The sequence below is a fragment of the Akkermansia muciniphila genome (assembly GCF_002884975.1).
GTDB lineage: Bacteria > Verrucomicrobiota > Verrucomicrobiia > Verrucomicrobiales > Akkermansiaceae > Akkermansia > Akkermansia muciniphila_C.
In genome coordinates, this window is sequence record NZ_PJKB01000002.1 from 120,727 (window position 1) to 146,756 (window position 26,030).

Sequence of the window (26,030 nt, forward strand, 5' to 3'; positions counted from 1 at the left end):
GCGTGGATAGTGGGGGAGGGGTAATTGTTTTGCAAGAACAATTCCTGTTATTTATTTGGGTTCTGGGGAGGGTAAAAGAAGGGCGGTCATCCCTGTGGATGGCCGCCCCTGCAGGGAGATAGAGTTTATCCGTAATTTAGTTGGCGGCGTCGGAAGCTTCCGGAGCCACATTAACGCGGCGGCCTTCGCGGTCAAAGAACACGCGGCCGTCCACGAGGGAGAAGATGGTGTAGTCACGGCCCATGCCCACGCCCTTGCCGGGGTGCCACTTGGTGCCGCGCTGGCGGATGATGATGTTGCCCGCGATCACTTCCTGCCCGCCGAATTTTTTAACGCCGAGGCGCTTGCTGCGGGAGTCGCGACCGTTCTTGACAGAACCTTGACCTTTCTTGTGAGCCATAAGATGAAGATAAAATTAAGGGTTGAAATTAGGCGTTGATAGCGGTGATTTCCAGCTTCGTCAGGGAGCGGCGGGAACCTTTCTTCTTGTGGAAGCCCTTGCGGCGCTTGAATTTGAAAGCGATGATCTTCTTGTCGCGGAACTGGCTGACGACCTTGGCGGAAACCGTAGCGCCCGCCACCGTGGGGGTGCCGAGGGTCACGTTTCCGTCATTTTCCACCATAAGCACCTGATCAAAGCTTGCTTCAGCACCCTCTTCGAGGGTATTGATGCATTCAACGTCGATCACGTCGCCCGCCTGAACGCGGTACTGCTTGCCACCTGTTTTGAAAATTGCGTATGCCATTGCTATCACTGTTAAGGTTCACCCGCGGATGCGGGAGCCGCAATAAACCATATCATCTTCTTTTAGACAAGCAAAATTTCATGAAAAAATGAGCGAATGGTATAAAATTTTTAAAAATGGCCCCGTTTTAACTCATTCCCCGGAGGAAATGCGGGAGCTGGGACGCCGGATAGGTAAAATTTTAATGCCTGGGGAAGTGCTGGGCGTGGTGGGGGAGCTGGGCGCCGGAAAGACGCACCTGACCCAGGGGGTCATGGAGGGGCTGGGAAGTTCCGATGCGGCGGCCAGCCCGACGTTTTCCCTGGTGCACGAGCATACGGACGGGCGCCTGAGGGCGTGCCATTTTGATTTTTACCGGCTCAGGGATGAGTCCGAGCTTCTCGGCATCGGCTGGGATGAGTACCTGGATGGTGATGCGGTGCTCATTGTGGAATGGGCCAACCTGTTTCCGGACGCCCTGCCGGAGGAAACCTCCTGGCTGCTGCTGGAGCATGAGGGGGAATGCCTGCGCCGGGTGTCCCTGGCTCCTGCGCATGGAGCGGATCAGTAGCTGATGCTTTTGGAAAACGCCTGGTCAAAGCCGGGGCTGAGCCAAATGGTATTATGCATGGCGCCGGGGAATTCCCGGTAGCTGACTGGAGTGGAGAAGCAGTCCCGGAGCCGTTTGGCGTGGTCCGGGGGAATGACTTCATCCGATCCCGCCGCCAGAATGCTCACGGGGCAGGATACCCTGGGAGCCGCCAGGTCAGACCGGAAGTGGTCCGGCAGGAGAAGTTTGACGGGAAGATAGGGGAAGAGCCCGCGGGCGGCTTCCAGCAGACTGTCAAAAGGAACCAGCAGGACCAGTTTTTTCACGTTCCTGACGGAAGCGATCTGGGTGGCCACCCCTGAGCCGAGGCTTTGCCCCACCAGGATGACGTCATCCGGAGTTCTTCCGGTTTCCTTCAGCACGGAATCAAGAATCGCCAGGGAGTCCCCCATGATGTCCTGTTCCGTGGGGGAGCCTGTGCTGAGCCCGTAGCCGCGGTAGTTGACCAGGAGCTTGGCGTGGGGGAAGCGGTCCAGATACGGCAGCATCATGGAGATGTCCATGGCGTTCCCTCCGTAATATACCAGCAGGGGCTGTCCTTTCTTTTCAATAAGCCAGCCGCTGAGTTTGGCCCCGTTATGGTGGAAGGTGCGCCGGTGCGGTTCCCAGGCGGCGCGTTTTTCCAGATAGACGGTTTTGTCCTTGGGCTGCGGAGGCAGGTAAACGAGGGAACGGACGGAACATTGGGAACATGCCAGAACAAGAGCGCCGCTCAGCAGGAGCGCTGCCCTTATTTTCCATTTTCCCGGTTTCAGCATCCGCATGAAGTTCATTGGTCAGGAGTTTCCGTGGTCATGGTTCCGGCTGTCCCGGTGCGGGGCAGGGGCGTTTTCCGTTCCTGGCAGCGCCAGCTGTCCAGGGAGGCTGTTTTGCCTTCCGTGTCCAGGCGGCGCACGCCGCTGAGGATGATTTCACGTGTGGAAGTTTTAAAATGCAGCGCGGTGGGGGAGGCTCCCTTTTGGCTGGTTACCGCCGCCGTTTCCGGGATTGCCCCGTTGACGGACAGGGTCCCCCGGCCGTCCCCCAGGGAATGATATAAGAGAGTCATGCCGGAAACCCCGCGCTGGATTTCCCGTGCGGGGGCAGGTTCCGTTTCACCTTCCAAGACAATGGACGTGCGGCTGCCGTTGGGGAACCATTCCGCCTGGACGTTATCCGTTTCAAGCGTAGCGCCTCCGCGCCCGCAGGCGGAAAGCGCCAGCAGAATGCCGGGCAGGAGTAGGGAAGCTGGTCGCATGGAAACAGTGTCCCTGAATTCGGTTGAGAAGGCAATCTCTCTTTTCCCCGGCGGGCGGCTTTCGGGCGCGTTGCATTTTTTCTGATAGAAGGAAAATGGAAAAAAGGTATAATGAAGGATATGTTCAACCGAATGTTTTCATGGAGTTTTGTGGCCGCAGCGTGCGTTGCGGGGTCATTCCCGGTGGTATGCCGGGGACAGGAAGGCGCGGGGAAGCCCGGCTCCGTGCCCGTGGAGGTGTCGGCCGCCAGCCTGCTGATGGCCCGCCAGGAGGCAGGGGAAACCCGGTTGAACCGGTCTTTCAAGAATGAGGAATTGAGTGTGGGCGGCAAAAAATACGCCACGGGCATTGGCACTCACGCCACGTCCATGATTCCCCTTCCCGTGCCGGAGCGGAAGGGCGCAAGAGTGGTGAGCCTGGAAGGAGCGTGCGGCATTGACGACGGTACGGACGGGGACGGAAGCGTGGAGTTCCGCGTGATGAGCGGTTCCGGGGTCCTGTGGAGTTCCGGCGTGATGAAGCGGGGCATGCCGGCGAAGAAGTTTTCTGTTCCGGTGGCGGAAAACGGCATACGGCATCTTTACCTGATGGCTGACCGGGTGGAAAACAATTCCTACGACCACGCGGACTGGGTGGACCTGGCCTGGAAGACGGGCCCGGAACAGCCAGGCGCGAAGGGCGCCGTGGTGAATGCCGCCAAATTCGGCATGGTTCCCGGCGTCAGGAAAGATCAGGGTCCGGCGCTGCGGTCCGCTATTTCCGCGCTGCGGAAGCAGGGTGGGGGCGTTTTGAACATCCCCAGGGGGGTATACCATTTTTATGCGGAGGGCGCCCTGAACATGAGCTTCAATATTTCCAACCATGACCAGCCCCTGATTCATCCGGTGTGCGTGGCCCTGACTGATTTGAGGAATGTCCGCCTGGAAGGCAACGGCTCCCTGTTCCTCTTTCACGGCAAGGTGATTCCCCTGCTGGTCATGGACAGTGAGAATATTACCATCAACCGTCTGGCCGTGGATTATGAACGTTCCTGGTGCACGGAAGCGCGCGTGGTGAGTGTGGACGACAAATCCACGGAGGTGGAAATAGATAAAAAGGCCTACCCTTATGAACTCAGGAACAACAAGTTCGTTTTTCTGGGGGAAGGCTGGGAGGAAGGAATGGCTAGCTGCATGGCTTTTGAGAAGGGGACGGGGCATATCATCGCCAATACGTCTGACATGGGCTGGAACGGCCGGGTGGAGCCCCTGGGGGGGAACCGTCTCCGGATGGCCTGGAACCTCAAGCAGAAGGGAATCAAGCCGGGAGACACGCTGGTGCTCCGGAACTACAACCGCCCCCATCCGGGCTGCGTGGTTTACCGGGCAAAGAAGACGGTCATGAATGATGTGTCCCTGCACCAGAGCACGGGCATGGCCCTGCTGGTTCAGCGGTCTGAGGATTTCCATATGAAGGGCGGCGGCGTCATGATCAGGAAGGGCACGGGGCGCGTGCACACGGCCGGAGCGGACGCCACCCATTTTTCCAATACCCGGGGTGAAATCATCGTGGAAAAAGCCCTGTTTGAAGGAATGATGGATGACGCCATCAATGTCCATTCCACCTGCCTGGGCGTGATGGAGGTGGTGGACGGCCATACGCTGAAGTGCAAGTACATGCACCGACAGGCGGTGGGTTTTGAAGTATTCCTTCCCGGTGAAAAAATCCGGTTCATCAACGGGCCTACGCTGGAGCCCGGCGGCACGGGCACGGTGAAAACCGCCGTGAAAAAAAGTTCTACGGAACTGGTGATTACGCTGGAAGAACCGCTGCCTGATTCCGTGAAGGCCGGGGACGCCGTGGAGAATGCGGATTTTTACCCTTCCGTGGTATTCCGCAACAACATCGTCCGCAACAACCGCGCCCGCGGGACGCTTTTTACCACGCCTGAGAGGGTGCTGGTGGAAGGCAACTTGTTTGACCATTCCTCCGGTTCGGCCATTCTTCTGGCCGGGGACGCCCAGGGGTGGTATGAGAGCGGCGCTTGCCATGAAGTGGTGATCCGCAAGAATACGTTCATCAACAACCTGACCTCCCGCTACCAGTTCACGAACGCCATCATTTCCATTTACCCGGAAGTCAAGCAATTGAACAGGCAGAAAGATTATTATCACCGTAATGTGCTGATAGAAAACAATGTGTTCAAGACGTTCGACGTGCCGCTGCTGTTCGCCATTTCCACGGATAATCTGAAATTCATTAATAACAAAGTCATTTACAATGATGATTTCAAGGGCTGGGGACAGAAGCCCTTCCAGTTCAGGAGGTGCGCCAACATCCTGATAAAGAATAACAAGGTAGAGCCCCCCCGCACGTGGACCATCGCGGACTGCAAGCTGGAAAATACTCCGGCAGACCAGGTGCGCGTGGAGAATTGATGTCTGTGTCCGCACCGCGGTTTTACCGGAAACCCCGGCCTTTGCGAAAATTCCGTTCCGTAAAGGCCGGGTAATACGGTGTGAAACAGCCTTCCCCGGAGGGGGGAATGCCCGGAGTTTTTTGCGGTTGTTTCAACGTATTGACGCAGAACGGTGTCATTACCGGAATGATGGATATTCCCGCTGATCTGGTCAAACGCTGCAAAAAATTCATTGAGCCGTACCGGGTGACGGACGGGGAGGGCTTCAAACTGTCCCGCTACGATCCGGGCGACCTCGGCAAGTTGGACAAGGACAGCAAGAAGGAGGCCGTTGACAAGCTGGAGAAGGGAATTCAACTGCTGGAACAGCTTCAGGAGGTGTTATATGCCAGTGAATCCTATGCGCTTCTGGTGGTTCTCCAGGCGATGGACAGCGCGGGCAAGGACGGCATCGTGAAGCATGTGATGGGAGGCATCAATCCCCAGGGCTGCGTGGTCAGCAGCTTCAAGCCGCCCACCACCCTGGAACGGGGCCATGACTTTCTGTGGCGGTGCGTGTGCCGTCTTCCCCGCCGCGGGATGATCGGCATCTTCAACCGTTCCTATTATGAGGAGGTGCTGAGCGTGCGCGTGCATCCGGAATTTCTGGTGGGGGAGGGGTTTGATCCCGCCCATGCCAAAAGGTCATTCTGGAAGGAGAGATTCAAGTCCATCAACAACCTGGAGCGCCACCTGCTTGCCAACAAGACGCGGATCGTGAAAATATTTCTTCATATTTCCTCCGAGGAGCAGAGGAAGCGCCTGCTGGCGCGGCTGGATACCCCGGACAAGAACTGGAAATTTTCAGAGGGGGACATCCATGAACGCGAGTTCTGGGACGACTACCAGAAGGCTTACCAGGAAATGATACGGCACACGTCCTCTCCGGACGCTCCGTGGTATGTGGTGCCGGCGGACAACAAGTGGTTTTCCAGGCTTGTCTGCATGTGCGCCATGGTGGAAGCCCTGGCAGAAATGAAGCTGAAATATCCGAAGGTGTCCGGGGAATTGAAGGAGTTCTTCCCCACGTTCCGTAAGGAACTGGAACGCCCCCTGTCCAAGGGCAGGGATTAGGCGGAGGGCTTCCTGAACGGAGGTGCGGAGGTAAGCAAGTCCTGGAACGGGAAAAGCGGCGCATCATGAGGGATTGGTTCCCATCCGCTGCGCCGCCGTTCCGTGCCCGGCAAGGGCTTTGCCGCTTTCCCTTCCGGGGTCAACGCCTGCGTTCCCAGGATTTCACCTTGCCGTTGATGAACAGCACGTAGCCGGTATTCACCGGAACGTAGGTTACATCATTGTAATACGGGTAATAGGGGCTGTAGAACCCCGGCCCCCAATAGGGGCCGCCCCAGTATGGGCCGGCCCAGAAAGCGGGCGGCGGAGAGTAAACCGGCTGGAGGGAAGAATAAATCCAGCGGGTGGCGGGCTTCCCGTCAAGGTTGCCTTCAGCTACGGCGGAGGGGTCTCCCCAGGCCAGGAAAACGGCGGGTGGAGACATGCCTTCAGCAATTTGCCCGGCTTCCACCAGCGTCTTCTGGGAGGATGGCAGGGAATTGAAAAGAACCGGGTTTTTCTGGATGCGGGATGCGGGGGTGGACACGCAGGAAGCAAGGCTCAGAGCGGCGGCCAGGGTAGTGAAAAGTAACTTCCAATTCATGATGTACATACGGATAACACTCACTTTGACTCTTGCCAAGGGTCTTTTGTTGAGTAAAATGCACATATACGTTATGAAAGCGCTCCGCAATCTGGCTTTAATACTGATGGTCCCCGCTCTGGTTTCTTCCCTGTACGCAGCAGAAAAGCCGGAAATTATTGATGAATATCTTCCGGTAGGCAAAATGGTGGAGGCCTCCGCCGTCAGCGTTGTGCTTGATGAAAGCCTGCAGCCGTTCATGGAGAAAATTGACGGTGTTTTTGCCGCTTTGCCGGACAAGGACAAAAAAGAACTGGTCAGCCAAATCATTCCCGGACAGCCCGTCCCCTATGACGAACGCCTGGGCTGGACCAAGGATGAATATGCCAAGTACCTGGAATGCTGGAAGCTCAAGCAGGTGCAGGAAGTGGCCCCGGTGGCTCTGGGCGTTTTCCCCTCCGGGGAACGCGGCATCTGGAATCTGGCCGCCGTGGCCCAGCAGGGGCCGCTGCCCATGAGCACGCTGAAGTATGACTCCAATAACAAGACCTGGATTTCCCCCAATGGCGTCCTGACCCTGAAGGGGGACGTGTCCTATGATGACCTGAACGTGTACGGCGCATGGAGCGGCAAGGAATGGACCATGGAAAAGAAGACCATCCTTTCCACCCTTACGGAAACCATCATTGCGGGCAAGACCAAGGACGGCAAGTACGCCTATTTCGTCTACAACATGTCCGAGAAGAATCCGGACAATATTGCCATTGCCAACCAGTCCATCGTGCTGCGCGTTCCCATCACCCGCGTCACGGGAGACCCCCTGCTGGAAAAGGCCAAGGCCAAGGCCCGCCAGTAGGGACATGACGTTCCTTTCATTTCCGGTAAAAACATGCGTATCATCAGCGGAAAGGCCGGCGGCATAGCCCTGTCTGTCCCCAAAGGGGAAGTACGGCCCACGACCGACCGGGTCAGGGAAGCCCTTTTTTCCATCCTGCACCCGTTGATTGAGCATGCCGAGGTGCTGGATTTATTCACCGGTTCCGGGGCGTTCGGCCTGGAGGCCCTGAGCCGCGGGGCCGGAAGCTCCCGCATGGTGGACTTTTCCCGTCTCTCCTGCGCCACGGCTAAAGCCAACCTTGCCAAAACCGGGCTGGAAGGAGGAACCGTCATCCAGGGTGACGCCGTCCAGTTCGTGAAAAGGGAACTGCTGGCCAGAAGGAAATACGACATTATTTTTGCGGACCCCCCCTACTGCAAGGGCCCGGCGGACCGTGATTTTATTGTGGAGCTGGCGCAGGCCGGAATTTCCGGACTGCTGAAGAAGGGCGGCCTGTTTATCGCGGAAGTGCAGGAAGGATGGGGAACCGGCAGGGAAGGCGCCGCGGAATTTGACGGCCTGGACCTGGTGGATACGCGCCGGTACGGGAAAAACATGCTGCTGTTCTATCGATTGCCTGAGAAGTAAAATGAAAGCCTTCCTATTCTCTCTCTGTTACAACATCCTGTACACCGTCGGGTGGCTGGTGACGCTCCCCTCCTACCTGCTCAAGCAGAAAAGGCGCGGCGGATTCGGCACGGGGCTGCTGGAACGCTTCGGCCTGTACCGGGTTTCCTACAACCGGGAGCCCAAGGGAGTGCTGTACGTCCATGCCGTGAGCGTGGGTGAAGTGGTGCTGGCCCTCAAGTTTCTCCGGGCGTGGCTCCGGGAGCGCGGCGGTTCCGCCGTGCTGGCTACGAGCACGGCTACGGGGCATGACACGGCGGTGAACGCCCAGGTGCCCGGGGTGCGCGTGATTTATGCGCCTTTTGACCTGCTGGGGCTGCCGGGGCGGTGCTTTGACCGTTTTGAACCGGAAGCCATCGTGCTGGTGGAGGCGGAACTATGGCCCAATTTTGCCCGTGCGGCCAAGGTGCGCGGCATCCCCATGGCGATGATTAATGCCCGCATGTCCGCGCGGTCTGAAAGCCGTTACCGCGCTTTCAAATGGATATCACGGTATTATTTCTCCGCGCTGGACGCCATGGGCGTGCAGGACAAGGGGGACGTGCGGCGCTTTGAATCCGTGGGGGTGCGCCCTGCCATCATTCATGTGACGGGCAGCATCAAGTTTGACCAGCAGATGGCGGAACGGCGGGATACCAATCCGGAGTTTTCCGCCATTCTGGAAAAGCTGAAGAGGGGCAAGCCCGTGGTGCTGGCCGCCAGTACCCATGACGGAGAGGAAGCGCTGATAGCGGAGGCGGTGCGCAAAGCGGGAGGCTTCCCCCTGATCGTTCCCCGGCATGCGGAGCGCCGTCATGCGGTGGTGCGTGATCTGGAAGCCCACGGCTGGCAGTGTGTGCTGCGGACGGACGGAGAACTTCCGGAAACCCTGAAGGAGCAGGTTTGCTACATTGCGGATACCACCGGGGAGCTGAGGGACTGGACCGCCCTGGCGGATGTGGCCGTGATCGGCAAGAGCTTTCTGGCGGACGGGGGACAGAACCCGGCGGAGGCCGTGGCCTGCGGCGTGCCCGTGCTGACGGGGCCGCACATGGAGAATTTTGACGCGCTGGTCCAGCTGCTGGAAGGCGTGGACGGCATTACGCGGTGTGAGGAAGACCACCTGGCGGACGTTCTCAAGGAGATGCTGGACAATCCGCTGCTGGCTCACGCCCAGTCCTCGCGCGCCCAGGTGGCGCTGAAAGCCCATTTCGGCGCTACGGCGCGCACCATCCGCATGATCTGCATTATGCTCAAGATTCCCGTTTGACGGCGGGAGCCTTTTTCCCGCGGGGCTCCGGCCTGGAATGGGGAGGCAGGGCGAAGACTTCCCCCTGCGGAGCGTCAATGATGATGTCAAAATGCTTGAGGGTATCCACGCCTATCTGGCATCTGCCGCCTGTTCCGGTCACGGCAAAGGAGAGGCCTTCCAGCTGGAAATCCGGACCCATGCGGAGCGTGGAGGGAATGCCCAGCTTCATGACATTGCGGTCTCCGCTGTGTCCGTTGATGTCAGACGCCTTTGCCGTAAGCTGGCTTCCGTCCGGGTTTGCGGGCCAATGTTCCAGTGGGGCCAGGGAGAGGGATGAGCCGGAATCCAGGGCCAGCAGGAAGGGAGCCCCTCCGCGGGAGCAGCGGACATAGAAAATTCCTGAAGCATGGCGTTCCACGTCCAGGGGCTTCATGCGCTGTGCCGGAAAGCTGGAGCGTTCCAGGAATTGCAGGGAGGCGTCCTTTACGGACAGCAGGAACGGGGAGAAGCCCAGGTAGTTGATTCCCAGAATGCCGTCCACCTTGACCTGCATGTCATTTTGAAGAGGAGTCAGGTCCATGGCAAAGCCGAAAAAGTTTTTAATCTGGAGCCCTCCGATGGAGAAAGACTGCATGGGAAACAGCTGGGGGACGGTATTGACGTTGGAGCCGGGGGCGATCTGAGCGTTCTGAAGCGGCAGCCCGGGAAAATTCTTCTTAATGAATTTAATGTCAAAGGTGGTATGTGACGCCGCCGTATCTACAATGAGGCTGCACGGAACGTCGTTGATGGTGCATTGAGCCACCAGAAGCTTGCTGTGGGCGTCCCGCATCAGCCGGACGGGGGTCAGGCTGGTGATGGAAACCACGGGTTTGGCCTGGGCGGGGTCGGCTGGTTCCGCCGCGGAGAGGGGGAGCGCGCCCAGCGCCAGAACGGCCGCGGAAATACGGAAAAGGCGGAGAGATAGAGGCATCCTCTACAGGTAGGCGAACCCCTGTGGTTTGACAAGTTAATTTGACTTGGAATCAGTCATGGCTGCGGTGGTTGGGCTTGTGGCGGCGTTCCAGGTCCACGCGGTCCTCGTAATTGCGGGCCTGCACCTTCCGGTCCCTCTTTCCGGCCCGTTCCACGTTCATTTGCCTCTTTTTCTGGCGTTTGGCCAACCGGGCTATTTCATCTTCCAGATTCAGGAAGTTGAGATACCGTTCCTTGTCCAGCCGCCCTTCCTCCACGGCTTTCCTGATGGCGCAGCCGGAATCCGTGCCGTGGCTGCAATCCGCGAATTTGCACTCATGGGCCAGCTCCGTCAGATCCGCGAAGCTCTCCCGGAGGGTATGTTCATCCGTCCACATCTGGATTTCCCGGATGCCGGGATTGTCAATCAGCAGGCCGCCGTGCTTGAGGAGCACCAGTTCCCGCGCCACGGTGGTGTGGCGTCCCTTGCCGGTCACCTCGTTCACTTCCCCCGTCCAGAGCCATTCATCCCCCAGCAGGGTATTGACCAGCGTGGATTTTCCCACACCGGAGGAACCGACGATGGAGATGGTCTGCCCCTTGGAAAGGCATTTGCGGAATTCCTTGATTCCCTTGTTGTGCAGGGCGCTGATGCTGATGATGGAGCATTCCGGGGACAGCTCCCGGAGGGTCTGCATGGCTTCCTTCACTTCTTCCCTGGAAAACAGGTCCGCCTTGTTAAGCAGGATAAGGGGGGTGGCCCCACTGCGCCGGATGAGTGTAAAATAGCGCTCCATGCGCCTGGGGTTGAAATCCGTGCCGGGTTCCGTCACCACGGCTACGATGTCCACGTTTGTTCCCAGTACCTGTTCCGCGCTGCTTTTCCCCGGCGCCTTGCGGGAAAAACAGGTCTGGCGGGGAAGAATGGCGCGTATGACGGCTTCATCCCCGGCTTCTCCCAGATCAATCGCCACCCAGTCTCCCACGGCGGGCAGTTCCGCATCCGTGGCCGCGTCATGCCAGAGTTTGCCGCTGACGACGGCCTCCACGTCTTCCCCCCCGTCCAGCAGGGCGGTGAAATTGATTTTTGTTTCCCGGATGAGGCGCCCCGGAATCCAGCCGGGCTTGGCGACGGCGTTGAAAGCGCGTTGAAAGTGGTCGTTCCAGCCTAAATCCTGAAGAGTGACGGGCATGAAAGGTAAAGCTGCGGTTCTGGGGAGGGGTGAGGGCGTCCGGAGACGGTTAGTATTCAATCATGTGAAAAACTCCGTCACGGTTCAAGCACGGAACGAGTATGCCGGTCAGCATGACGTCCCTTTTTCCTGCGCCAGACGGGAGGCGTGCTCAATGATCCGGAGGGCGATCTGCGTTTTAGGCGCTTTTTCCAGCAGTTCCGTCCGGTCCGGATAGACAAGCATGACTTCATTTTCCGAGGAATCAAAACCTATGTCCCTGCGGGAAACGTCGTTGGCTACAACCATGTCGCACCGTTTGCGTTCCAGTTTGCCGCGGGCGTAGTCCTCCACATCGTGGGTTTCCGCCGCAAAGCCTATCAGGACGCCGCTGAAGCCGAATTCCGTACGCATGGAACCCAGGATGTCTCCGGTGCGTTCCAGCTCCAGAATCATGCGTTCCCCCGTTTTCTTGATCTTGCGGTTCGGAACGAAGACAGGGCGGTAATCCGCCACGGCGGCGCTGAGAATGGCGGCATCCGCATAGGGGGCCTGGTTCTTCACGGCGTCATACATTTCCTGCGCGCTTTCCACCGGCAGGAAGTCCACGCCGTGCGGAATGTCCAGGGAGGTGGGGCCGGAGACCAGCAGGACGCTGTGGCCTTCATGCACTGCCGCTTCCGCCAGGCAATACCCCATTTTTCCGGAGGAACGGTTGGTGAGGTATCTGACGGGGTCAATCGCTTCCCTGGTGGGGCCTGCCGTGATGAGAAAACGCATGAGCGGCATTATGCGGAATCACGGGTAAAAGTGAAGAGTGATGTTGTGCAGCCGGGCATAATGTTCCGGCTTGACTCCTTCCCGCGATTGGGGGAGTTATGAAGACGTGATTTATTGGGACAATAACGCCACCACTCCGCTGGCTCCGGAGGTTTACGCGGCCATGGAGCCGTTTTTGAAAGAACGGTTTTTCAACCCTTCCGCCGGTTACGGCTGCGCCAGGCTCGTGCGTGAAGCGGTGGAGGAGGCCCGTGCGGACGTGGCCGCCCTCCTGGGGGCGTTTCCTTCGGAAATCGTGTTTACCTCCGGCGGCACGGAGGCCACCAATGCGGCATTCCGCCAGATGGCCGGGGAGCGGGGCCGGGGCATAGGCGTGCTTTCCACGGATCATGACGCTTCACTGAAAACGGCTCTGGCCCTGGGCCATGGCCGTGTTTGCCCCGTGGACCGGGAAGGCCGCGCCGTTCCGGAGGAGTGGGAGGCTGTTTGTGCGGATGGTGCGGCCGGGGTCTCCTTTGCTTGGGCCAATAACGAGACGGGCGCATTGCAGGATGCGGCGGCCTTGTGCTCCGCAGCACGGCGGCATGCTGTTCCCGTGCATTTGGACATGGTGCAGTGCGCCGGGAAAATTCCCGTGAACCTGCACGGGATGGAGGTGGATTACGCCTCCGTATCCGCCCATAAGTTTCATGGCCCCAAGGGGGCGGGCTGCCTGTACAGGCGTTCCGGCGCTCCGCTGGCTCCCTCTCTGTTTGGCGGGGGGCAGGAGCACGGCCTGAGGTCGGGGACGGAGAATGTTCCGGGGATCATCGGCTTTGGCGCGGCGGCGCGCGCGGCGTTGCGGCATTTGGAGGAGGACGCCGGGCGTCTGGCCCGGATGCGTGATTCCTTTGAATCCCGCCTGAAGGCGGAGGTTCCGGGCGTAACCGTGCATTCCGGAGGGATGGCGCGCATCCCGAATACCTCCAATCTGGCATTTGACGGCTGTACGGCGGAGGCGCTGATGCTGTTGCTGGAGCCCGCCGGACTGCTGTGTTCCGCGGGGTCCGCCTGCCACACCCTGCAGCCCATGCCGTCCCACGTCCTGACGGCCATGGGGCTTTCTGACGGGGCGGTACGCTCCTCTCTGCGTTTTTCCCTGTCCTCCATGACCACGGAGGAGGAAGTGGCGCAGGCGGCGGCCCTGGTGGCCTCCGCCGTCCGGAAGGTGCGCGGCGTGCAGTCCTCCCGGACTGGCCCGGTGCTTGTTTATAAGCCGTAATGCGTTCCACTCTCCGGAAGAGGCGTCCGGCCGGAACGGGCGGCTCCGCATGAGTCCTTTTTCTGCCCGCAGACGGTATTTTCCTTCTTGAATCTGTACGGTTCTTTTGTTAGCCTGTACAAACTGCGGAGGAATGTGCCGCCCGCGTGTTGTCAATGTATGAAGATAGAACATTACCAGAGCAAGGATGAAACGGAGGTCCTGAATATTTGGATGAAAGCGTCCGAACAGGCCCATGCTTTTGCAGGGGTGGGGTTCTGGTGCGGCCTGGTGGAGGAGATGAAACAGGTGTACCTGCCCAGGGCGCGCACGTGGGTATGCCGGGCCGGAGGAGGCGTGGCCGGATTTGCCTGCCTGGTGGGGGAAGGGGAGCTGGCCGCCCTGTTTGTGGCTCCGGAGCGCCAGTGTGAGGGGATAGGCACGGCGTTGCTGGATTGGGTGAAAGAGCACAGCAAGGGAATGCTGACGGTGGGAGTGTATGAGGAAAACCCCCGTGCCCGCGCGTTTTATGAACGCGGCGGCTTTGTGGAGATCGGCTCCAGGGATGATGAGCTGACAGGAAGCCGGGAGTACCGGTTGGAATGGAAAAGAGAGAGTAACCAATAAACATAAAAAAGGCGGAGGTTCCAGTGAACCTCCGCCCGGGTGAAGCAGATAAGCGTCAGGCAAGTTCCACCTTGACGCCGCTCTTCTCAATCTGGTCAGCCATTTCAGGAGAAAGGGCTTCATCAGTGATGAGCATGGAAATCTGGGAGGGCGCAACGGTGTAGAATGCCGGGTTGTTCGCCACGCTGGTGGAAGGCGTGGCGATGATCACCTTGGCATCCGGAGGGATGACGCTCTTGATGAATTCGGATTGCAGCATGTTCTTGTATCCGGCTCCATGCTTGGGGGAATAGCAGTCCGGCGTCAGCACAACCATGTCAATGCTCAGGGAACCGGCGGCCTTGGCGGCTTCCTGTCCCACATAAACCAGGGCTTCACGGTCAAACCGTCCGCCTGTGCAGTAGAAGCTCAGGTTCGGAATGCCTTCAAGCCGGGTCAGCAGCGTGGGGTTGTTGGAGACCACATGCGTGTCCCGGGAATTGATATGGTTGCAGATCTGGTAGCCCATGGTGCTGCTGTCAATGAACATGACCACGGAAGCGGGGATGTTCTGGACCGCTTTTTTTGCAATCCTTATGGAAACATCGTCCTGAGTGACGATGTCTTCATGGAGGGATTTATGGGTAAGCGCCAGGGCCCCGCCGTGGACACGCTTGAGAAAGCCGCGTTTTTCAAGGTTAATTAAATCATTGCGGACGGTTTCGTCCGTGACCTTCATCTGTTTGGCCAAGGCGATAGTTCTTGCGGCTCCATGCTCGGCCAGGGTTTTCAGAATGAACTCTTTACGTTGGGATGCTAAATACATTGCGTTCTGTTTTTCTATGTAGAATATTTACACATTCTATGTGTTAAGTCGTTTTCTAACAATTTTTCACTATGTCAGTCAAGCGTTAGAAATTCTAAGTTTTGATTGTTATTGTGAATAATGCCGTTTTTGTAATGATGGGACAATTGAATACCGAGAAATGTACAAAAATAATTTTATGATGCACAAACTAGTTATCGGTATGACAGAGTTTATCAATCTGGAATGGTGATGGAAGCCGGGTCGAAGTTGGGAGTGGGGAACGTGAGCTGGAGATGGCGGAGCTTTTCCACCATCAGGCGGGCGACGACAAGGTTCCGGTACCATTTCCGGTCTGCCGGGATAATGTACCAGGGAGCGTCCGGAGTGGATGTCTTTTCAATGAGATCCTGATAGGCCGTCTGGAATTCTTCCCAGCGGTTCCGGTCATCCAGGTCGTCCATGCAGAACTTCCAAAGTTTATCCGGGTCCTGGAGCCTGGATTCCAGCCTTCTTTTCTGTTCCGCCTTGGAGATATTCAGGAATAGCTTAATAATGACGGTACCTTCTTCCGCAAGCATGGATTCAAAATCCAGAACGTGCTTGTAGCGGCGTTTCCAGACGGGGTCCGGAAAGATCTTTTTCACGCGCACGGCGATGATGTCTTCATAGTGGGAGCGGTTGAAGACGGCGATCTGCCCCTTGGACGGCACTTCCTTGTGCACGCGCCACAGGAAGTCATGGTCCAGTTCTTCAATGGTGGGTTTTTTGAACGGGACCACGTGCAGCCCCTGCGGGTCCACACGGGAAAAGACGTGCTTGACGCAGCCGTCCTTGCCGCCCGCGTCCATGGCCTGGAGGATGAGGAGGACTCTGTGCTTGTGCTGGGCAAAGAGTTTTTTCTGCAATTCCTGCAATTCCTCCCTCAGCTTGTCGAATTCGATCAGGGATTCCTCCTTGGTTCCGGAGAAGAGAGATTTATCATCCGGGGAGTAATCCTTTAAACGCAGTTTTTTGCCCGGAGGCACCAGGTAACGGTTCATTGTATGCGAAGTTAATGTTGGAGAGGCGGTAGAAGCTGGGGAAGATGTTTTCACGGCGGAGGGTTTGGCTGACGGATCCAGGCCAAAGAATTGTTCAAGGGCGTCCTTGATGACTTTCCTTTTGAATTTGGGGAACATCTCCAGCTTGATATTCTGGAGCGGAATCCATTTCGTTTTGGAGAATTCGGGGCTGCGGTGCAGGTCCGTCTTGGGCCGCCTGGTCTTGCAGCGTACGAGGAAGTAGGTTTGTTCCTGGCCTACCCAGCGCGTGACTTTCCGGTTGCTGGACGGGTATTTGTAACGCAGTCCGGAGAGACTGCTCACGATGGTGTAGTCAGAGGGGCGCAGGCCCACTTCCTCCCATACCTCCCTGGCCAGGGCGTGTTCAATACTTTCATTTTTAATGACGCCCCCCTGAGGGAAGTGCCAGTACGGGTTGCGGCCGTTGTCCTTGCCCAGCAGTACGTAGCCGTCAGTGTCCATGATGATGGCGGCGGCGTTAATTCTCCAGGTTTTGTCTGTGGGAGGCGTGTCCATGGCGGGAGGGGAAGCGGCTTACCTGGCTGTTTGCTCCGGAGTTTCCGGTTTTCCGGCTTCCGGGGCGGCTTTTTCCGGTTCATCCTGCCAGATGAAGTGTTCCAATTGGATGCGGCGCGCATAAGCCGCCGCCTCTCTGGCCCGGGGGCCGGACGTTTGCGCCAGTTTTTTAGCCAGTGCCAGCGCGCCGTCCCAGTCCTGGAGCTGGCCCATCAGGCGGATGGAGGCGAATCCGGCATTGTAGAACCAGTGCCAGTCCCGGCGCTTGTTGGCGGAACTGCCGCTGGGCGTATGAGCCAGGATGGAGGCGTAGTCATCCAGCGCTTTTTTCTGGTCGTTCATCCGTTCATAGAACTGGGCGCGCTGGGTAAGGGCCTTGAATTTCCAGGCCAGGCCCAGGTTTGGGGTGTCCAGGATTTCCGTGCACAGGTTGATGGCTCTGCGGAGGGTGTTTGAGTTGGTGTCCTCCTTCGTCACCCAGGCGTCCGCCTGGATGGAGAGGGCCAGGAGGCGCATGTACCGCGGCAGCGGAGTGGAGAGCAGGTTTTCCAGGGCGGCGATGCACTGGTCCGCCTTTCCCATGCGCAGCAGGACGGAGGCTTCCTCTATTCTGGCCGGCTGGGCGAACGGGGTGTCCCCTTCCCCCAGGGTTTTGAAAATATTCAGGGCTGCTTGAAGCGTGTTCCCGGTATTGCTCTGCTGGGCGGCTTTCCCGGCCAGGAAGAGGGCGGCGGCTTGCAGCGGGCTGTTCGGATATTTGGAGGCGAAGGGCTGGAGGACAAGCTGCGCTTCATGGAAGTCCCCGTTTTTATACAGGAGTTCCCCCAGCTTGAGATAAAGCAGGTCCGCCTGTTTGCCTTCCGCATCCAGGGAGATGGCCTGGCGGCAGGCCTGGATGGCGCTGGCCCATTCCTGCCGGTTTTCCGCTTCCAGGATTTTCAGCCGGGCAAGCTGCATGGTCTGGTCCGGCGTGAGCTGTTCCTTTTCCAGGGAGGGAAGAAGGGCCTGCACGGTTTCCAGGTCCGGAGGATTGAGGTTCAGGGCCACCTCCGCCTGGTCCAGCCGCGCCTGGGTTTTCAAGGCGGGATCTTCCGCCAGGGCCACGAAGCGGGCCAGTAGTTCGGGCGCCTGGGGAGTTATTCTTTTGGCGGCGTAATGGGCCTGTTCAAAGAGAATGCGCTCCCGGAGCTGTGCGGAGCCAGCGGCTTCCTTGACCAGCGCGGCGGCTCCCGCGGCGTCATTGGCGTTCAGCGCAGCCAGGTTTTCATTAAACAGGGCGCTTTCCGCCGTCTTTTCCGAGGCGCGGCGGGCTGCTTCATGGAAAAGCTTTTGCGCCAGCTGGTAGTCTCCCTTGCGGAAGGCCAGGGCGCCCTGCTGGAAGACAAGGCCGGGGGCCGTGCCTGGATATTTGGAAATGAGGCGTTCCGCATCCTCCACGCGGTTATTGTTCAGCAGGGCCGTGATGGTGTTCAGGCAAAGAGTCTGAACAGGAAGGCTCTGCGGGTATTTGGAAAGGCCCTCTTCCGCAATTTTCACGGCTCCGGGCAGGTCGTCCTTTGCCAGAAGCAGGCTGCCCATGGCGTACATGGCAGCCGGCTGGCGCGCGGCGTCCCGGGCATTCACCCAGCCGGTGAGTTTTTCCAGCGCCTGGGGATTGGTGCGGAAGGTGTCTTCCTCCAGCAGCATATTGAAGGCGTCCATCAGCAGGGAGGATTCCGACTTGCCGCCAATGAACGCCAGCAGGCGTTCCTCCGCCGTTCCGGCCGTGTGCGGCGCTTCCTCTGCCTGGGGCTGGGCGCGCGTTTCCTCTTCCGCCTGTTCCGGATTGTTTTTCTCCCGGATGATCTCCGCTTTGGCAAGGGCCAGGCGTCCCAGGTCCCGGATTTTCCCCGGATAGGCCTTGTTGTCCATCACGGAGGCAAAAATCTTTATGGCCTGTTCCGGGTTCCCCTGTTTGTCCGCCAGTTTGCCTTCCACCAGCTCTGCATAGGAGCGCATGGGCAGGTCTTTATCCGCGTTGCCTTCCATTCCCGCCTTGAGCTGTTCCAGAATGGCGGAGGCCTCCGGGTAGCGTTCCGCATTCACCAGGGTGTCAGCCAGCAGAACCTGCGCTGTCCGGGAAATGGCGGGGGAATCCGCCTGTCCCAGCCGGGAGAGGGCTTCCACCAGGAGCTGGCGGTCCTGGAGCTGGCGCGCCAGCTGGGCTTTCAACTGGACCCCGTAGAGAAAAAGGGGATCGGCCTCCGGAATGGCGGATATTTTTTCCAGAGCTTTCGTGAAGGAGCCCTTGTTGAAGAGGCCTGTCGCCATCCAGTAGGCTTTCATGGAAGAATCCGGCAGTTCTTCCCAGGCTTTCAACCCTTCTTCCGTTTTATTGGCGCGAATGAGGGCTTCCGCCAGGAAGGGGCGGATGACGGCTTTCTGAGCTTCCGGAAGGCTTTTGGAATTCAGGCATTCCTGAAAGTGCTTGCTGGCTTCCAGGGGAAGGCGGTCTTCCAGGGCCTTCAGCCCCTGCTGGTATTTTTTATTTTTCAGCAGGGCCTGGCGTTCCGGTGAAAGGGCTGGCGCGGGAGAGGAAGTTGCCGCGGCTCCGGCGCCCGGGGACAGCAGGAAGACCGCGCAGGAGGCGAGGACGGCGTGAAGAAAACGGGAGGAACTGGAAAAGGTGGGCATCATGGTAGGATTACGGTTCGGGCCCCATGAAGATGAGCCGGATGTAGCGTTTGCCGGAGGCGGTCAGCTTCGGTTCCTTGCTGGAACCGGAAACGCGGTTGCATGTCCTGTACAGTTGGGAGAACGGGTGCGGAACAGCCCGGATGACGGTGGGTTCCGTGCACGGCTGGGCGGAAGGCGTCACGGAAACGGGAACTCCCGTTCCCGTAAAGCTGATTTCCCAGGATTTGGGGTTGTCCGGTCCCGGTTTCAACATGAAGGGGTAGCGTGTGACAAGGTTGGGCGCGTTTCCCGTTGATGGGACGCGCACCACATATTGGACCGGAAGACTGGAGATGTGGCGGGAGAGGGAGAATTCCGCGCCGTCCTTGCACTGGATGAGAACGGGCGCCGGGTCAAACCCGGCCAGGTTAAGCCCATTGTAGGCGCCGTGGCGGTTGGGGGTGCCCAGTTTCAGGCTGGAGTACCAGGTTTCAAAATCGTCCTGAAGCTTGAGGCAGAGTTCCAGATGCACATGGGAGCGTGTTTTGTTCAGGCCCACCCCGGAGTAACCCAGCCTGCCGATGACGTTTCCCGTTCCTACCTGGTCTCCTTCCTTGCAGGAGACGGACGCCAGGTGGGCGTACAGGCTGTAAAACGGTCCGTCCGCCGGACGGTGTTCAATAACCACGTAGCGGCCGTAGTTGCTGTGCGTGGGATTGGAGGAGGCGTGGACCACGGTTCCCCCGGCTACGGGGTGCACGTCATCCAGCGGTGTGCCGGAGGCATCCCGCTTGAGAGGCTTGATGTCAATGCCCTCATGGAATTTGACCGCCACGGGGCCGGCCTGGGTTCTGACGAGGGTCCGGGTGAAGCCGTAGGCTCCCGCTTGCCAGGGCTGGGATTTTACCCCTTCAAAGTTCCGGTCCACGTACATGTAAAAGTCCTGCGGGCGGTTGTCCAGCAGGGCCGTGTTTTCCGTGGGGAAGCGCACGACGGTATCCGCCATCAGGAATGGCATGCTGCACGAGAGCAGGAGAATGACGATCAGGAAAGGAAGGAACTTGCCGTGCATGCTCATACTGGGAGTGCTGGATCAGATCCGCCCCCGGCGGGTGCTGACCACGGTGCGGTCCTTATGTTCTTCAGGCTCCTTGACTTCCTTCTTTTCCTGCGTGGGGTCCTTGGCGGGAAGAAGGGGCTTGGTGACGGGGGCCAGCTTGTTGATGGGTTCCTCCCTTTTGAGGTCCGCCGGAGGAATGAATTCCGCCATGGCTGCCAGGTCCGCCGGGGAGAAGCCGCCCATGACGGCCAGCTTGCCGGAGGTGACGGGCTTGTTGTAAAGGCGCAGGGGCTGCATGGTGTGCCCGTTGACTACGGGAAGAATCTGCCTGCCCAGGTTCTGGGCCGTCATTCCCTCCACCCGGCTTTCCAGGCCCTTCTTGACGTTGACCACAATACCGTAGGTATTGTCCTGCGCCGGGAAGGAGTAATAGGATTCAATGTCTTTCTGGGAGATGAAAGGAGCCTTGCTGTAGTAATGCCCGTCATGCATGAAGGCGAATTTTTTGCTGTCCGTTGATCCTGTCTCCATGTGGAAGCTGACGGGGTATCTGTCCGGCCCGCAGGAACAGAGCATGAGAGTCCCAAGGAAGTAGAGGAGCATTTTCATAATGCCCATGATAAAAGATTTACTTCTCCCGGGGCAAACCAATAAACAGGCATGGAGGTAATTTTTACGCAGCCGTTACGGCAGGAGGGAGAGCGTTTCTTGAACAATCCGGTCCACCGGCATCAGTTTTCCCGCCCCTTCCGCGCCGCAGGCCAGAACGCCGGACTCACAGGGGCCCAGGATGTGGTGGCCTTTCCGCTGCTTCAGGATGGCCGCATTCTGCTGCGTGGCCGCGTGTTCCCACATGTGGACGTTCATGGCCGGGCAGATGAGCACGGGAGCCTGGCAGGCCAGGTAAAGGGAACTGAGCATGTCCGGCGCGAAGCCGTGGGCGAAGTTGGCCATGGTGTTTGCCGTGGCGGGAGCCACCACCAGAAGGTCCGCCCGCTGCGCGAGCTGGATGTGGGGGGGGACCCAGTCTCCCTTTTCATCCTCAAAGGAAGAAAAAACGGGGTTGCGGGAGATGGTGTGCAATGTGAGGGCCGTGACGAATTCCTGGGCCTTGGCCGTGCAGACGCAGTGCACCTCATGCCCGGCTTTAACCAGGGCGGAAGCGATGTCCGCCGCCTTATACGCGGCAATGGAGCCGGAGATGCCCAGGATGATGCAGGCCATGGGATCAGAATGGTCAGGATTTGGAGGCGTTTTTGCCTTCGTCAATGAGTTTCCAGAAATGTTTGGACTGGCTCAGGATTTCATCTTCCCCCGCAGAGGGAGAAATGTTGGTGCGGAACAGGAAATCGTTCAGGCTGTTGGCGTGCAGGACACGGTGGACGACCACCTTGCCTTCAATGACTTCAAAATAGATGCGGTAGTCTCTGGCTACGTAACGGTAAAGAATTTTACCGTCCTTTTCCATCTTGCCGAAACGGGCGTCATCCAGGGTTTGCAGAGTGGATTCAGAAACCTGGAAGTCTCCGAGCAGGTCCAGTTGTTCCAGAGTAGGGATGCTGGATACTTCCGCAGCGCTGATTTTATTGAAGACGATTTGAAGCACGCCCTTTTTTAAGTGCGCCGGCGTCCGAGTTCAAGCCTGAAACAAGCCACGGAACGATTTTGGACCGGGCCGTGCGGGGGCTGCGGCGTTTCCCCGGGAGGCGGGTTTCCGCATTACCGGGCATCCTGTGTGGGAATGATGCCCTTGCTTTTTACCACCTGGGTGCCGCGGATGACTTCAACGGTCAGGGGCTTGTCTCCCGTGAGGTAATAGGTGGCGTCCAGCATGTCGCCATAGTTGCGGATGGCGGAGCCGTTGATGCTGATGAGGATGTCTCCGGTCTGGATGCCTCCCCGGGCCAGGGGGCCTCCGCTAATGAGGCCTTCAATGACGGGGGTGGAGGCGTTAATGTCCAGAAGGCACCCCAGGCGCACTCTTTTGGCTTCCGGATGGTCCGCCAGGAAGGAAATGGCCTGGGCGGGCAGCAGATGGCACGTTCCCCTGCGGGAGACTCCCAGCACGATGCCGACCAGGCGGTTTTCAGCGTCATAGCAGGGCTGGCCGATGGGCGGTGCCGCCAGCTTGGGGAATTGGGCGCGGACAAGGCGCAGCGGGAAGCTGGTGTCTCCTATGGAATGCTCCATGCCCACGTAAATTCCCAGCGTGGGTTCGTTGCGGTTGCTGGTAAAGGCCAGCCGTGCGCCGCGCCTGAGAGTGCCAGCGGGCGCCAGGATTGCGGGATCTCCGCTGATCCGGGCGGCGTCCACCTTGAAGATGGTCAGGCCCGTGAGTTTTTCCTGGGCCCATACTTGCAGGGGCGGAGTGTCCTTGTCCCCAAGATAGTAGGCTACCCCTCCGTTTTTAAAGACCCTGTACGGAATCAGGGAGGCGATCAGGTCTTTTCCGACCTGCGCCGCCATGGCAGTGTACGGCGCTCCTTCCGCCTGTTGCGGAATGGCTTCTACCTTAAAAGGGGCAGGCACGGCCGCCGCTTGATAAATCAAGCCTGCAACGGCTATGCCCGCCAATATCGGAGCCAGGTTCATCATGGATTGTTACATCTCAATGAGAACGCGGGATACCGGTTTTTTATCGGTATTGGAATCAGTCTTCAGCTGACTGTCTTTGGCCGATGTTTCATGTGAAGACGCTCCCGTGGTGAATTCGGGTTGTTCAGCGGGGGCGGCTTCGGTTGAAGGTTTTTCAATAGTTTCGATACTTACGGGAACGGAGTTCTGAATGATCTTTGTTTCATTATCCTTGGTGGATACGTAGGAATCAGCAGGTTCATCCATATTCCCGGATGCGATAATAACGCCGACAGCAGCCAATGTCACGATGGACATGGAGGCGTAGACCCACTGCCAACCGCGAAAGTTTTGCAGATAGTTGTCCAGGCGTTCGAGTAGCAATTTCCAAGCAGAGTGGGTAGCCGGATCGGTTTCCTTTCTTAAGTGAAAATTACGGAGGAAATCTTCCTCAAAGTTGTCATGGTAACAGGCTTCCTTGCGAAAAGATGCCAGCATGGCAACCAGAGTTTCCTCATTGTGTTCTGTGGATTGTTTATCCATCGTCGTTGATTTTAAGTGTAATAAAGGTTTGGGGTTTTAGTCCTAAACCTAGGACTATGCATTTTGACAGGGCGGGGGGAACCGGCGTTCAATATTTTTTTCACCGTTAACTCAGATATTCCGCCAGCAGTCCCTGGAGTTCCTTGTGGGCGTAATGCAGACGTGATCTGAGCGTTCCTTCGGAGATGCCCAGCAGGGCGGATATTTCCGTATGGTTAAGACCCTTCACATCATGAAGGACAACGACTTCCCTGTGCTTGGTGGAGAGTTTCTTCAGGGCTTCATTGATCTTGAGCTGAAGTTCGTTCAAATGGGTGCGGCGTTCCGGGTCCGCCCCATCCGTTTCATCAGCCATGTTCATGTCCTTTTCCGTATGGTCGCCGTACTCGTCGTCGTCCAGGCTGTAGGTCATCCTGCGGTTTCTCTTTTTCAGGAAGTTCCTGGCGTGGTTGACGGCAATGGAATGCAGCCAGGTGTAAAAGGCGCTTTGCCCGTTGAAATAGCGCAAGGCCCGGTAGGCTTTGGAAAACGCTTCCTGAGCGATGTCATAAGCATCGTCATAGTTGTCCGTCATCTGGTACAGAGTGGCGTGGAGCTTGCGGCTGTGACGAACGACTAGTTCATCAAAAGCACGCGAATCTCCTTCCCGCGCCCTGGCGACCAGTTCAGTGTCTTCCAGGGTCGTATATGCAATGGGTCCCGACATATTAGCAGCAGAATACCCAAAAATAGGTACCCGCTACAAGGGCAAATCGTATGCACGGCCCCCTTTACCCTCAAACCAGCGCATGTATGCCACATTAACTGTGGTATATCCGCCCGGAGTCGGGTAGTCCCCAGTGAAATACCAGTCTCCGCAGGGGCCTTCTATGGAGGCGTGCAGGTTTTCAATGGTCTGGAAAATGACTTCCACGGGGCACGGAGCGTCATGCGGCGTGACTAGGCGCGTGATTTCACGGGAGATTTCAGCGTCCGTCAGGCCTTCGTAAATGGCCTTGACGCAGTTGCGCCGTTCTTCCCTGGGCTTGGTCAGTTCCTCCTTGCATGCCTTGTACACATCTTCCAGCAGCCGGGCCTGTCCGTGCTGCTTGAGCAGGGAGACCGCCGCCTGGAAGGCGATGAAGTTCCCCAGCTCGGACATGTCAATGCCGTAGCAGTCCGGATACCGGATTTGCGGAGCAGTAGAGGCGACGACGATTTTCCGGGGATTGGTGCGTCCCAGGATGCGGAGGATGGACCTTCTCAGCGTGGTGCCGCGGACGATGGAGTCGTCTATGGCGACGAGCACGTCTTCCGGACCCACGGCCCCGTAAGTGAGGTCATACACGTGGGAGACCAGCTGCGCGCGGCTCTTCTCCTGCGTGATGAAGGTGCGCATCTTGATGTCCTTGTGGGCGATTTTTTCACCGCGCGGCCACCGTTTCAGGATGGCGCTGTCCAGCATCTTTTCATCCAGGGTCCCGTTTCTCAGGGCGTCCAGAAGCTGGGCGTGCACGCGCTTGCGGCGGTAGACGCGCAGGCCTTCCAGCAGGCCGTAGTAGGCGGTTTCCGCCGTGTTGGGGATGTAGGTGATGGCGGATTTGTCAAAGCGGTCTTCCAGGGAATCCACGATTTGGGGGGTCAGCGCCGCGCCCAGGGCCTTGCGTTCCCGGTACACGATGGGATCATTCCCGCGGGAGAAGTAGATTTTTTCAAAGGAGCACGGGGTGGGCTTCAGCGGAGTGGTGAATTCCGTGATGTTATGCGTGCCGTCCGCCTTGATGGAGAGCATGTGGGCCGGGGGCAGTTCCTGCACCTGTTCGCTTTCCGCTTCAAAGACGGTCATCAGCGGAACGCGTTCGGAGGCTACGGCTATGTATTCATCCGTGATGAGGTAGTGGCAGGGGCGGATGCCGTGGGGGTCCCGCAGGCAGAAGTAGTCCCCGTTGCCGATGGCGCCCATGATGGCGTAGCCGCCGTCCCACTGTTTGGCGGAGTTATGAATGATTTCCTGGATATTGAGCCGGGAGGAGATGGCATGGGGGATTTCCGGTCCGGGCATGCCGCCGTCGCGCAGGGCGCGGTAAAGGTCCGTGTGGGCCTCATCCAGGTGGTAACCTATTTCTTCAAGGACGGTCTGCGTGTCCGTGCCGAAGACGGGGTGCTGCCCGCGTTCAATCATGCGCTGGTTGAGCTCCGGCGTGTTGGTCATGTTGAAGTTCCCCAGCACCATCAGGGTGCGCGTCGGCCAGTTGGTGCGGCGCAGGTAGGGATGGCAGGAACCTTCGTCAAAGAGGCCGGAGGTGCCGTAGCGGAGGTGGCCCATCAGGATTTCACCGCCGTAGTCAAAGTTGTTCTTGATGTCTTCCGCGTCCTTCAGGTTGACCTGGCCGCGGCGGACTTTTTTGTTGAGCTTCTTGATTTGCCCGTTGAAGATGGTGGTCAGGGCGTCCTTGCTGGCGTCCCTGGTGCGGAACAGGTAGGGCTGCCCCAGGGGCATGTTCAGCTTAACGCAGCCGATGCCCGCGCCGTCCTGCCCGCGGTTGTACTGCTTTTCCATCAGGATGAGCAGCTTGTTGAACGCCCAGAGGGTGGAGCCGTATTTATCCTGAAAATAAGAGAGAGGCTTAAGCAGGCGAATGGCGGCTACGCCGCACTCGTGTTTAAGAAAATCGCTCATGGGATTGTGATGAAAAGATTG

Annotated in this window: 27 protein-coding genes; 8 read left to right on the forward strand and 19 right to left on the reverse strand. The window is 58.3% G+C overall.

Annotated features, from left to right (window positions below):
• Nucleotides 1–136 precede the first annotated feature (136 nt).
• The gene (gene rpmA / locus CXU21_RS06580) at nucleotides 137–400 is read right to left on the reverse strand and encodes a 50S ribosomal protein L27 (RefSeq protein WP_102712033.1); all 264 of its coding nucleotides are present in this window, start codon (nucleotides 398–400) and stop codon (nucleotides 137–139) included.
• 28 nt (nucleotides 401–428) lie between these two features.
• Nucleotides 429–746 (reverse strand): 50S ribosomal protein L21, encoded by a 318-nt coding sequence (gene rplU, locus CXU21_RS06585; RefSeq protein ID WP_102712031.1) that lies wholly within the window; start codon nucleotides 744–746, stop codon nucleotides 429–431.
• An 88-nt stretch (nucleotides 747–834) separates the two neighbouring features.
• On the opposite strand from rplU, the gene tsaE reads away from it, so the two are divergent.
• The gene (gene tsaE / locus CXU21_RS06590) at nucleotides 835–1,296 is read left to right on the forward strand and encodes a tRNA (adenosine(37)-N6)-threonylcarbamoyltransferase complex ATPase subunit type 1 TsaE (RefSeq protein ID WP_102725508.1); all 462 of its coding nucleotides are present in this window, start codon (nucleotides 835–837) and stop codon (nucleotides 1,294–1,296) included.
• On the opposite strand, the gene CXU21_RS06595 is transcribed toward tsaE, so the two are convergent.
• On the reverse strand, nucleotides 1,290–2,108 hold the full coding sequence (locus CXU21_RS06595; protein WP_102725509.1) for an alpha/beta hydrolase: 819 nt from the start codon (nucleotides 2,106–2,108) through the stop codon (nucleotides 1,290–1,292). The two genes, tsaE and CXU21_RS06595, sit on opposite strands and share 7 nt — an antisense overlap.
• The gene (locus CXU21_RS06600; RefSeq protein WP_102725510.1) at nucleotides 2,105–2,572 is read right to left on the reverse strand and encodes a hypothetical protein; all 468 of its coding nucleotides are present in this window, start codon (nucleotides 2,570–2,572) and stop codon (nucleotides 2,105–2,107) included. The genes CXU21_RS06595 and CXU21_RS06600 overlap by 4 nt, the downstream gene beginning before the upstream one ends.
• Nucleotides 2,573–2,692: 120 nt before the next feature.
• On the opposite strand from CXU21_RS06600, the gene CXU21_RS06605 reads away from it, so the two are divergent.
• Nucleotides 2,693–4,990, forward strand: coding sequence for an NPCBM/NEW2 domain-containing protein (locus CXU21_RS06605; protein WP_180972695.1), 2,298 nt, complete (start codon nucleotides 2,693–2,695; stop codon nucleotides 4,988–4,990).
• Between the two features lie 167 nt (nucleotides 4,991–5,157).
• Nucleotides 5,158–6,084, forward strand: a complete 927-nt coding sequence (locus tag CXU21_RS06610; protein ID WP_102725900.1) for a polyphosphate kinase 2 family protein — start codon at nucleotides 5,158–5,160, stop codon at nucleotides 6,082–6,084.
• Between the two features lie 139 nt (nucleotides 6,085–6,223).
• On the opposite strand, the gene CXU21_RS06615 is transcribed toward CXU21_RS06610, so the two are convergent.
• Nucleotides 6,224–6,667: a hypothetical protein gene (locus CXU21_RS06615; protein ID WP_146016559.1), complete on the reverse strand. Its 444-nt coding sequence runs from the start codon at nucleotides 6,665–6,667 to the stop codon at nucleotides 6,224–6,226.
• A gap of 73 nt (nucleotides 6,668–6,740) precedes the next feature.
• Here CXU21_RS06615 and CXU21_RS06620 point away from each other — a divergent pair, with 73 nt between their 5' ends.
• From CXU21_RS06620 to CXU21_RS06630, 3 genes are read left to right on the forward strand one after another with little or no spacing between them, the layout of a single operon-like run.
• The gene (locus CXU21_RS06620; RefSeq protein ID WP_146016995.1) at nucleotides 6,741–7,502 is read left to right on the forward strand and encodes a hypothetical protein; all 762 of its coding nucleotides are present in this window, start codon (nucleotides 6,741–6,743) and stop codon (nucleotides 7,500–7,502) included.
• Nucleotides 7,503–7,535: 33 nt separating this feature from the next.
• Nucleotides 7,536–8,111 carry an RsmD family RNA methyltransferase gene (locus CXU21_RS06625; RefSeq protein WP_102725513.1) on the forward strand — a complete coding sequence of 192 codons (576 nt, stop codon included), beginning with the start codon at nucleotides 7,536–7,538 and terminating at the stop codon, nucleotides 8,109–8,111.
• Nucleotide 8,112: 1 nt separating this feature from the next.
• Entirely contained in the window at nucleotides 8,113–9,399 is a 1,287-nt protein-coding gene (locus tag CXU21_RS06630; RefSeq protein WP_102712016.1) for a 3-deoxy-D-manno-octulosonic acid transferase, read from the forward strand.
• Here CXU21_RS06630 and CXU21_RS06635 read toward each other — a convergent pair.
• From CXU21_RS06635 to CXU21_RS06645, 3 genes are all read right to left on the reverse strand, one after another.
• Entirely contained in the window at nucleotides 9,383–10,354 is a 972-nt protein-coding gene (locus tag CXU21_RS06635) for a retropepsin-like aspartic protease (RefSeq protein ID WP_102725514.1), read from the reverse strand. The genes CXU21_RS06630 and CXU21_RS06635 overlap by 17 nt on opposite strands.
• Before the next feature lie 52 nt (nucleotides 10,355–10,406).
• A complete protein-coding gene (gene rsgA / locus CXU21_RS06640; RefSeq protein WP_102725515.1) occupies nucleotides 10,407–11,528 on the reverse strand; it encodes a ribosome small subunit-dependent GTPase A in 1,122 nt (373 codons plus the stop codon).
• Nucleotides 11,529–11,636: 108 nt separating this feature from the next.
• On the reverse strand, nucleotides 11,637–12,287 hold the full coding sequence (locus CXU21_RS06645; RefSeq protein WP_257997365.1) for a phosphopantothenoylcysteine decarboxylase: 651 nt from the start codon (nucleotides 12,285–12,287) through the stop codon (nucleotides 11,637–11,639).
• Between the two features lie 70 nt (nucleotides 12,288–12,357).
• Here CXU21_RS06645 and CXU21_RS06650 point away from each other — a divergent pair, with 70 nt between their 5' ends.
• Nucleotides 12,358–13,548: a cysteine desulfurase family protein gene (locus CXU21_RS06650; RefSeq protein ID WP_102712008.1), complete on the forward strand. Its 1,191-nt coding sequence runs from the start codon at nucleotides 12,358–12,360 to the stop codon at nucleotides 13,546–13,548.
• A gap of 159 nt (nucleotides 13,549–13,707) precedes the next feature.
• A complete protein-coding gene (locus CXU21_RS06655; RefSeq protein ID WP_102725517.1) occupies nucleotides 13,708–14,154 on the forward strand; it encodes a GNAT family N-acetyltransferase in 447 nt (148 codons plus the stop codon).
• Nucleotides 14,155–14,209: 55 nt separating this feature from the next.
• Here CXU21_RS06655 and CXU21_RS06660 read toward each other — a convergent pair whose 3' ends face one another.
• From CXU21_RS06660 to CXU21_RS06710, 11 genes are all read right to left on the reverse strand, one after another.
• A complete protein-coding gene (locus CXU21_RS06660; protein WP_102712004.1) occupies nucleotides 14,210–14,959 on the reverse strand; it encodes a DeoR/GlpR family DNA-binding transcription regulator in 750 nt (249 codons plus the stop codon).
• Nucleotides 14,960–15,174: 215 nt separating this feature from the next.
• A complete protein-coding gene (locus CXU21_RS06665) occupies nucleotides 15,175–16,518 on the reverse strand; it encodes a PPK2 family polyphosphate kinase (protein ID WP_102712002.1) in 1,344 nt (447 codons plus the stop codon).
• Between the two features lie 18 nt (nucleotides 16,519–16,536).
• On the reverse strand, nucleotides 16,537–19,194 hold the full coding sequence (locus CXU21_RS06670; protein ID WP_102725518.1) for a tetratricopeptide repeat protein: 2,658 nt from the start codon (nucleotides 19,192–19,194) through the stop codon (nucleotides 16,537–16,539).
• Between the two features lie 7 nt (nucleotides 19,195–19,201).
• Nucleotides 19,202–20,251, reverse strand: a complete 1,050-nt coding sequence (locus CXU21_RS06675; protein WP_102711998.1) for a M23 family metallopeptidase — start codon at nucleotides 20,249–20,251, stop codon at nucleotides 19,202–19,204.
• A 15-nt stretch (nucleotides 20,252–20,266) separates the two neighbouring features.
• Entirely contained in the window at nucleotides 20,267–20,764 is a 498-nt protein-coding gene (locus CXU21_RS06680) for a hypothetical protein (protein WP_146016996.1), read from the reverse strand.
• A 153-nt stretch (nucleotides 20,765–20,917) separates the two neighbouring features.
• Entirely contained in the window at nucleotides 20,918–21,457 is a 540-nt protein-coding gene (locus CXU21_RS06685) for a flavoprotein (RefSeq protein WP_102725520.1), read from the reverse strand.
• A gap of 13 nt (nucleotides 21,458–21,470) precedes the next feature.
• Nucleotides 21,471–21,839 carry a hypothetical protein gene (locus CXU21_RS06690; protein WP_102711992.1) on the reverse strand — a complete coding sequence of 123 codons (369 nt, stop codon included), beginning with the start codon at nucleotides 21,837–21,839 and terminating at the stop codon, nucleotides 21,471–21,473.
• A 113-nt stretch (nucleotides 21,840–21,952) separates the two neighbouring features.
• Entirely contained in the window at nucleotides 21,953–22,762 is an 810-nt protein-coding gene (locus CXU21_RS06695; RefSeq protein ID WP_146016556.1) for a PDZ domain-containing protein, read from the reverse strand.
• Between the two features lie 72 nt (nucleotides 22,763–22,834).
• Complete coding sequence (locus tag CXU21_RS06700; protein ID WP_102725521.1) at nucleotides 22,835–23,350, reverse strand: hypothetical protein; 516 nt, start codon at nucleotides 23,348–23,350, stop codon at nucleotides 22,835–22,837.
• Between the two features lie 106 nt (nucleotides 23,351–23,456).
• Nucleotides 23,457–24,056, reverse strand: coding sequence for an RNA polymerase sigma factor (locus CXU21_RS06705; RefSeq protein WP_102711986.1), 600 nt, complete (start codon nucleotides 24,054–24,056; stop codon nucleotides 23,457–23,459).
• 33 nt (nucleotides 24,057–24,089) lie between these two features.
• Nucleotides 24,090–26,009: an amidophosphoribosyltransferase gene (locus CXU21_RS06710; RefSeq protein WP_102711984.1), complete on the reverse strand. Its 1,920-nt coding sequence runs from the start codon at nucleotides 26,007–26,009 to the stop codon at nucleotides 24,090–24,092.
• Nucleotides 26,010–26,030 lie beyond the last annotated feature (21 nt).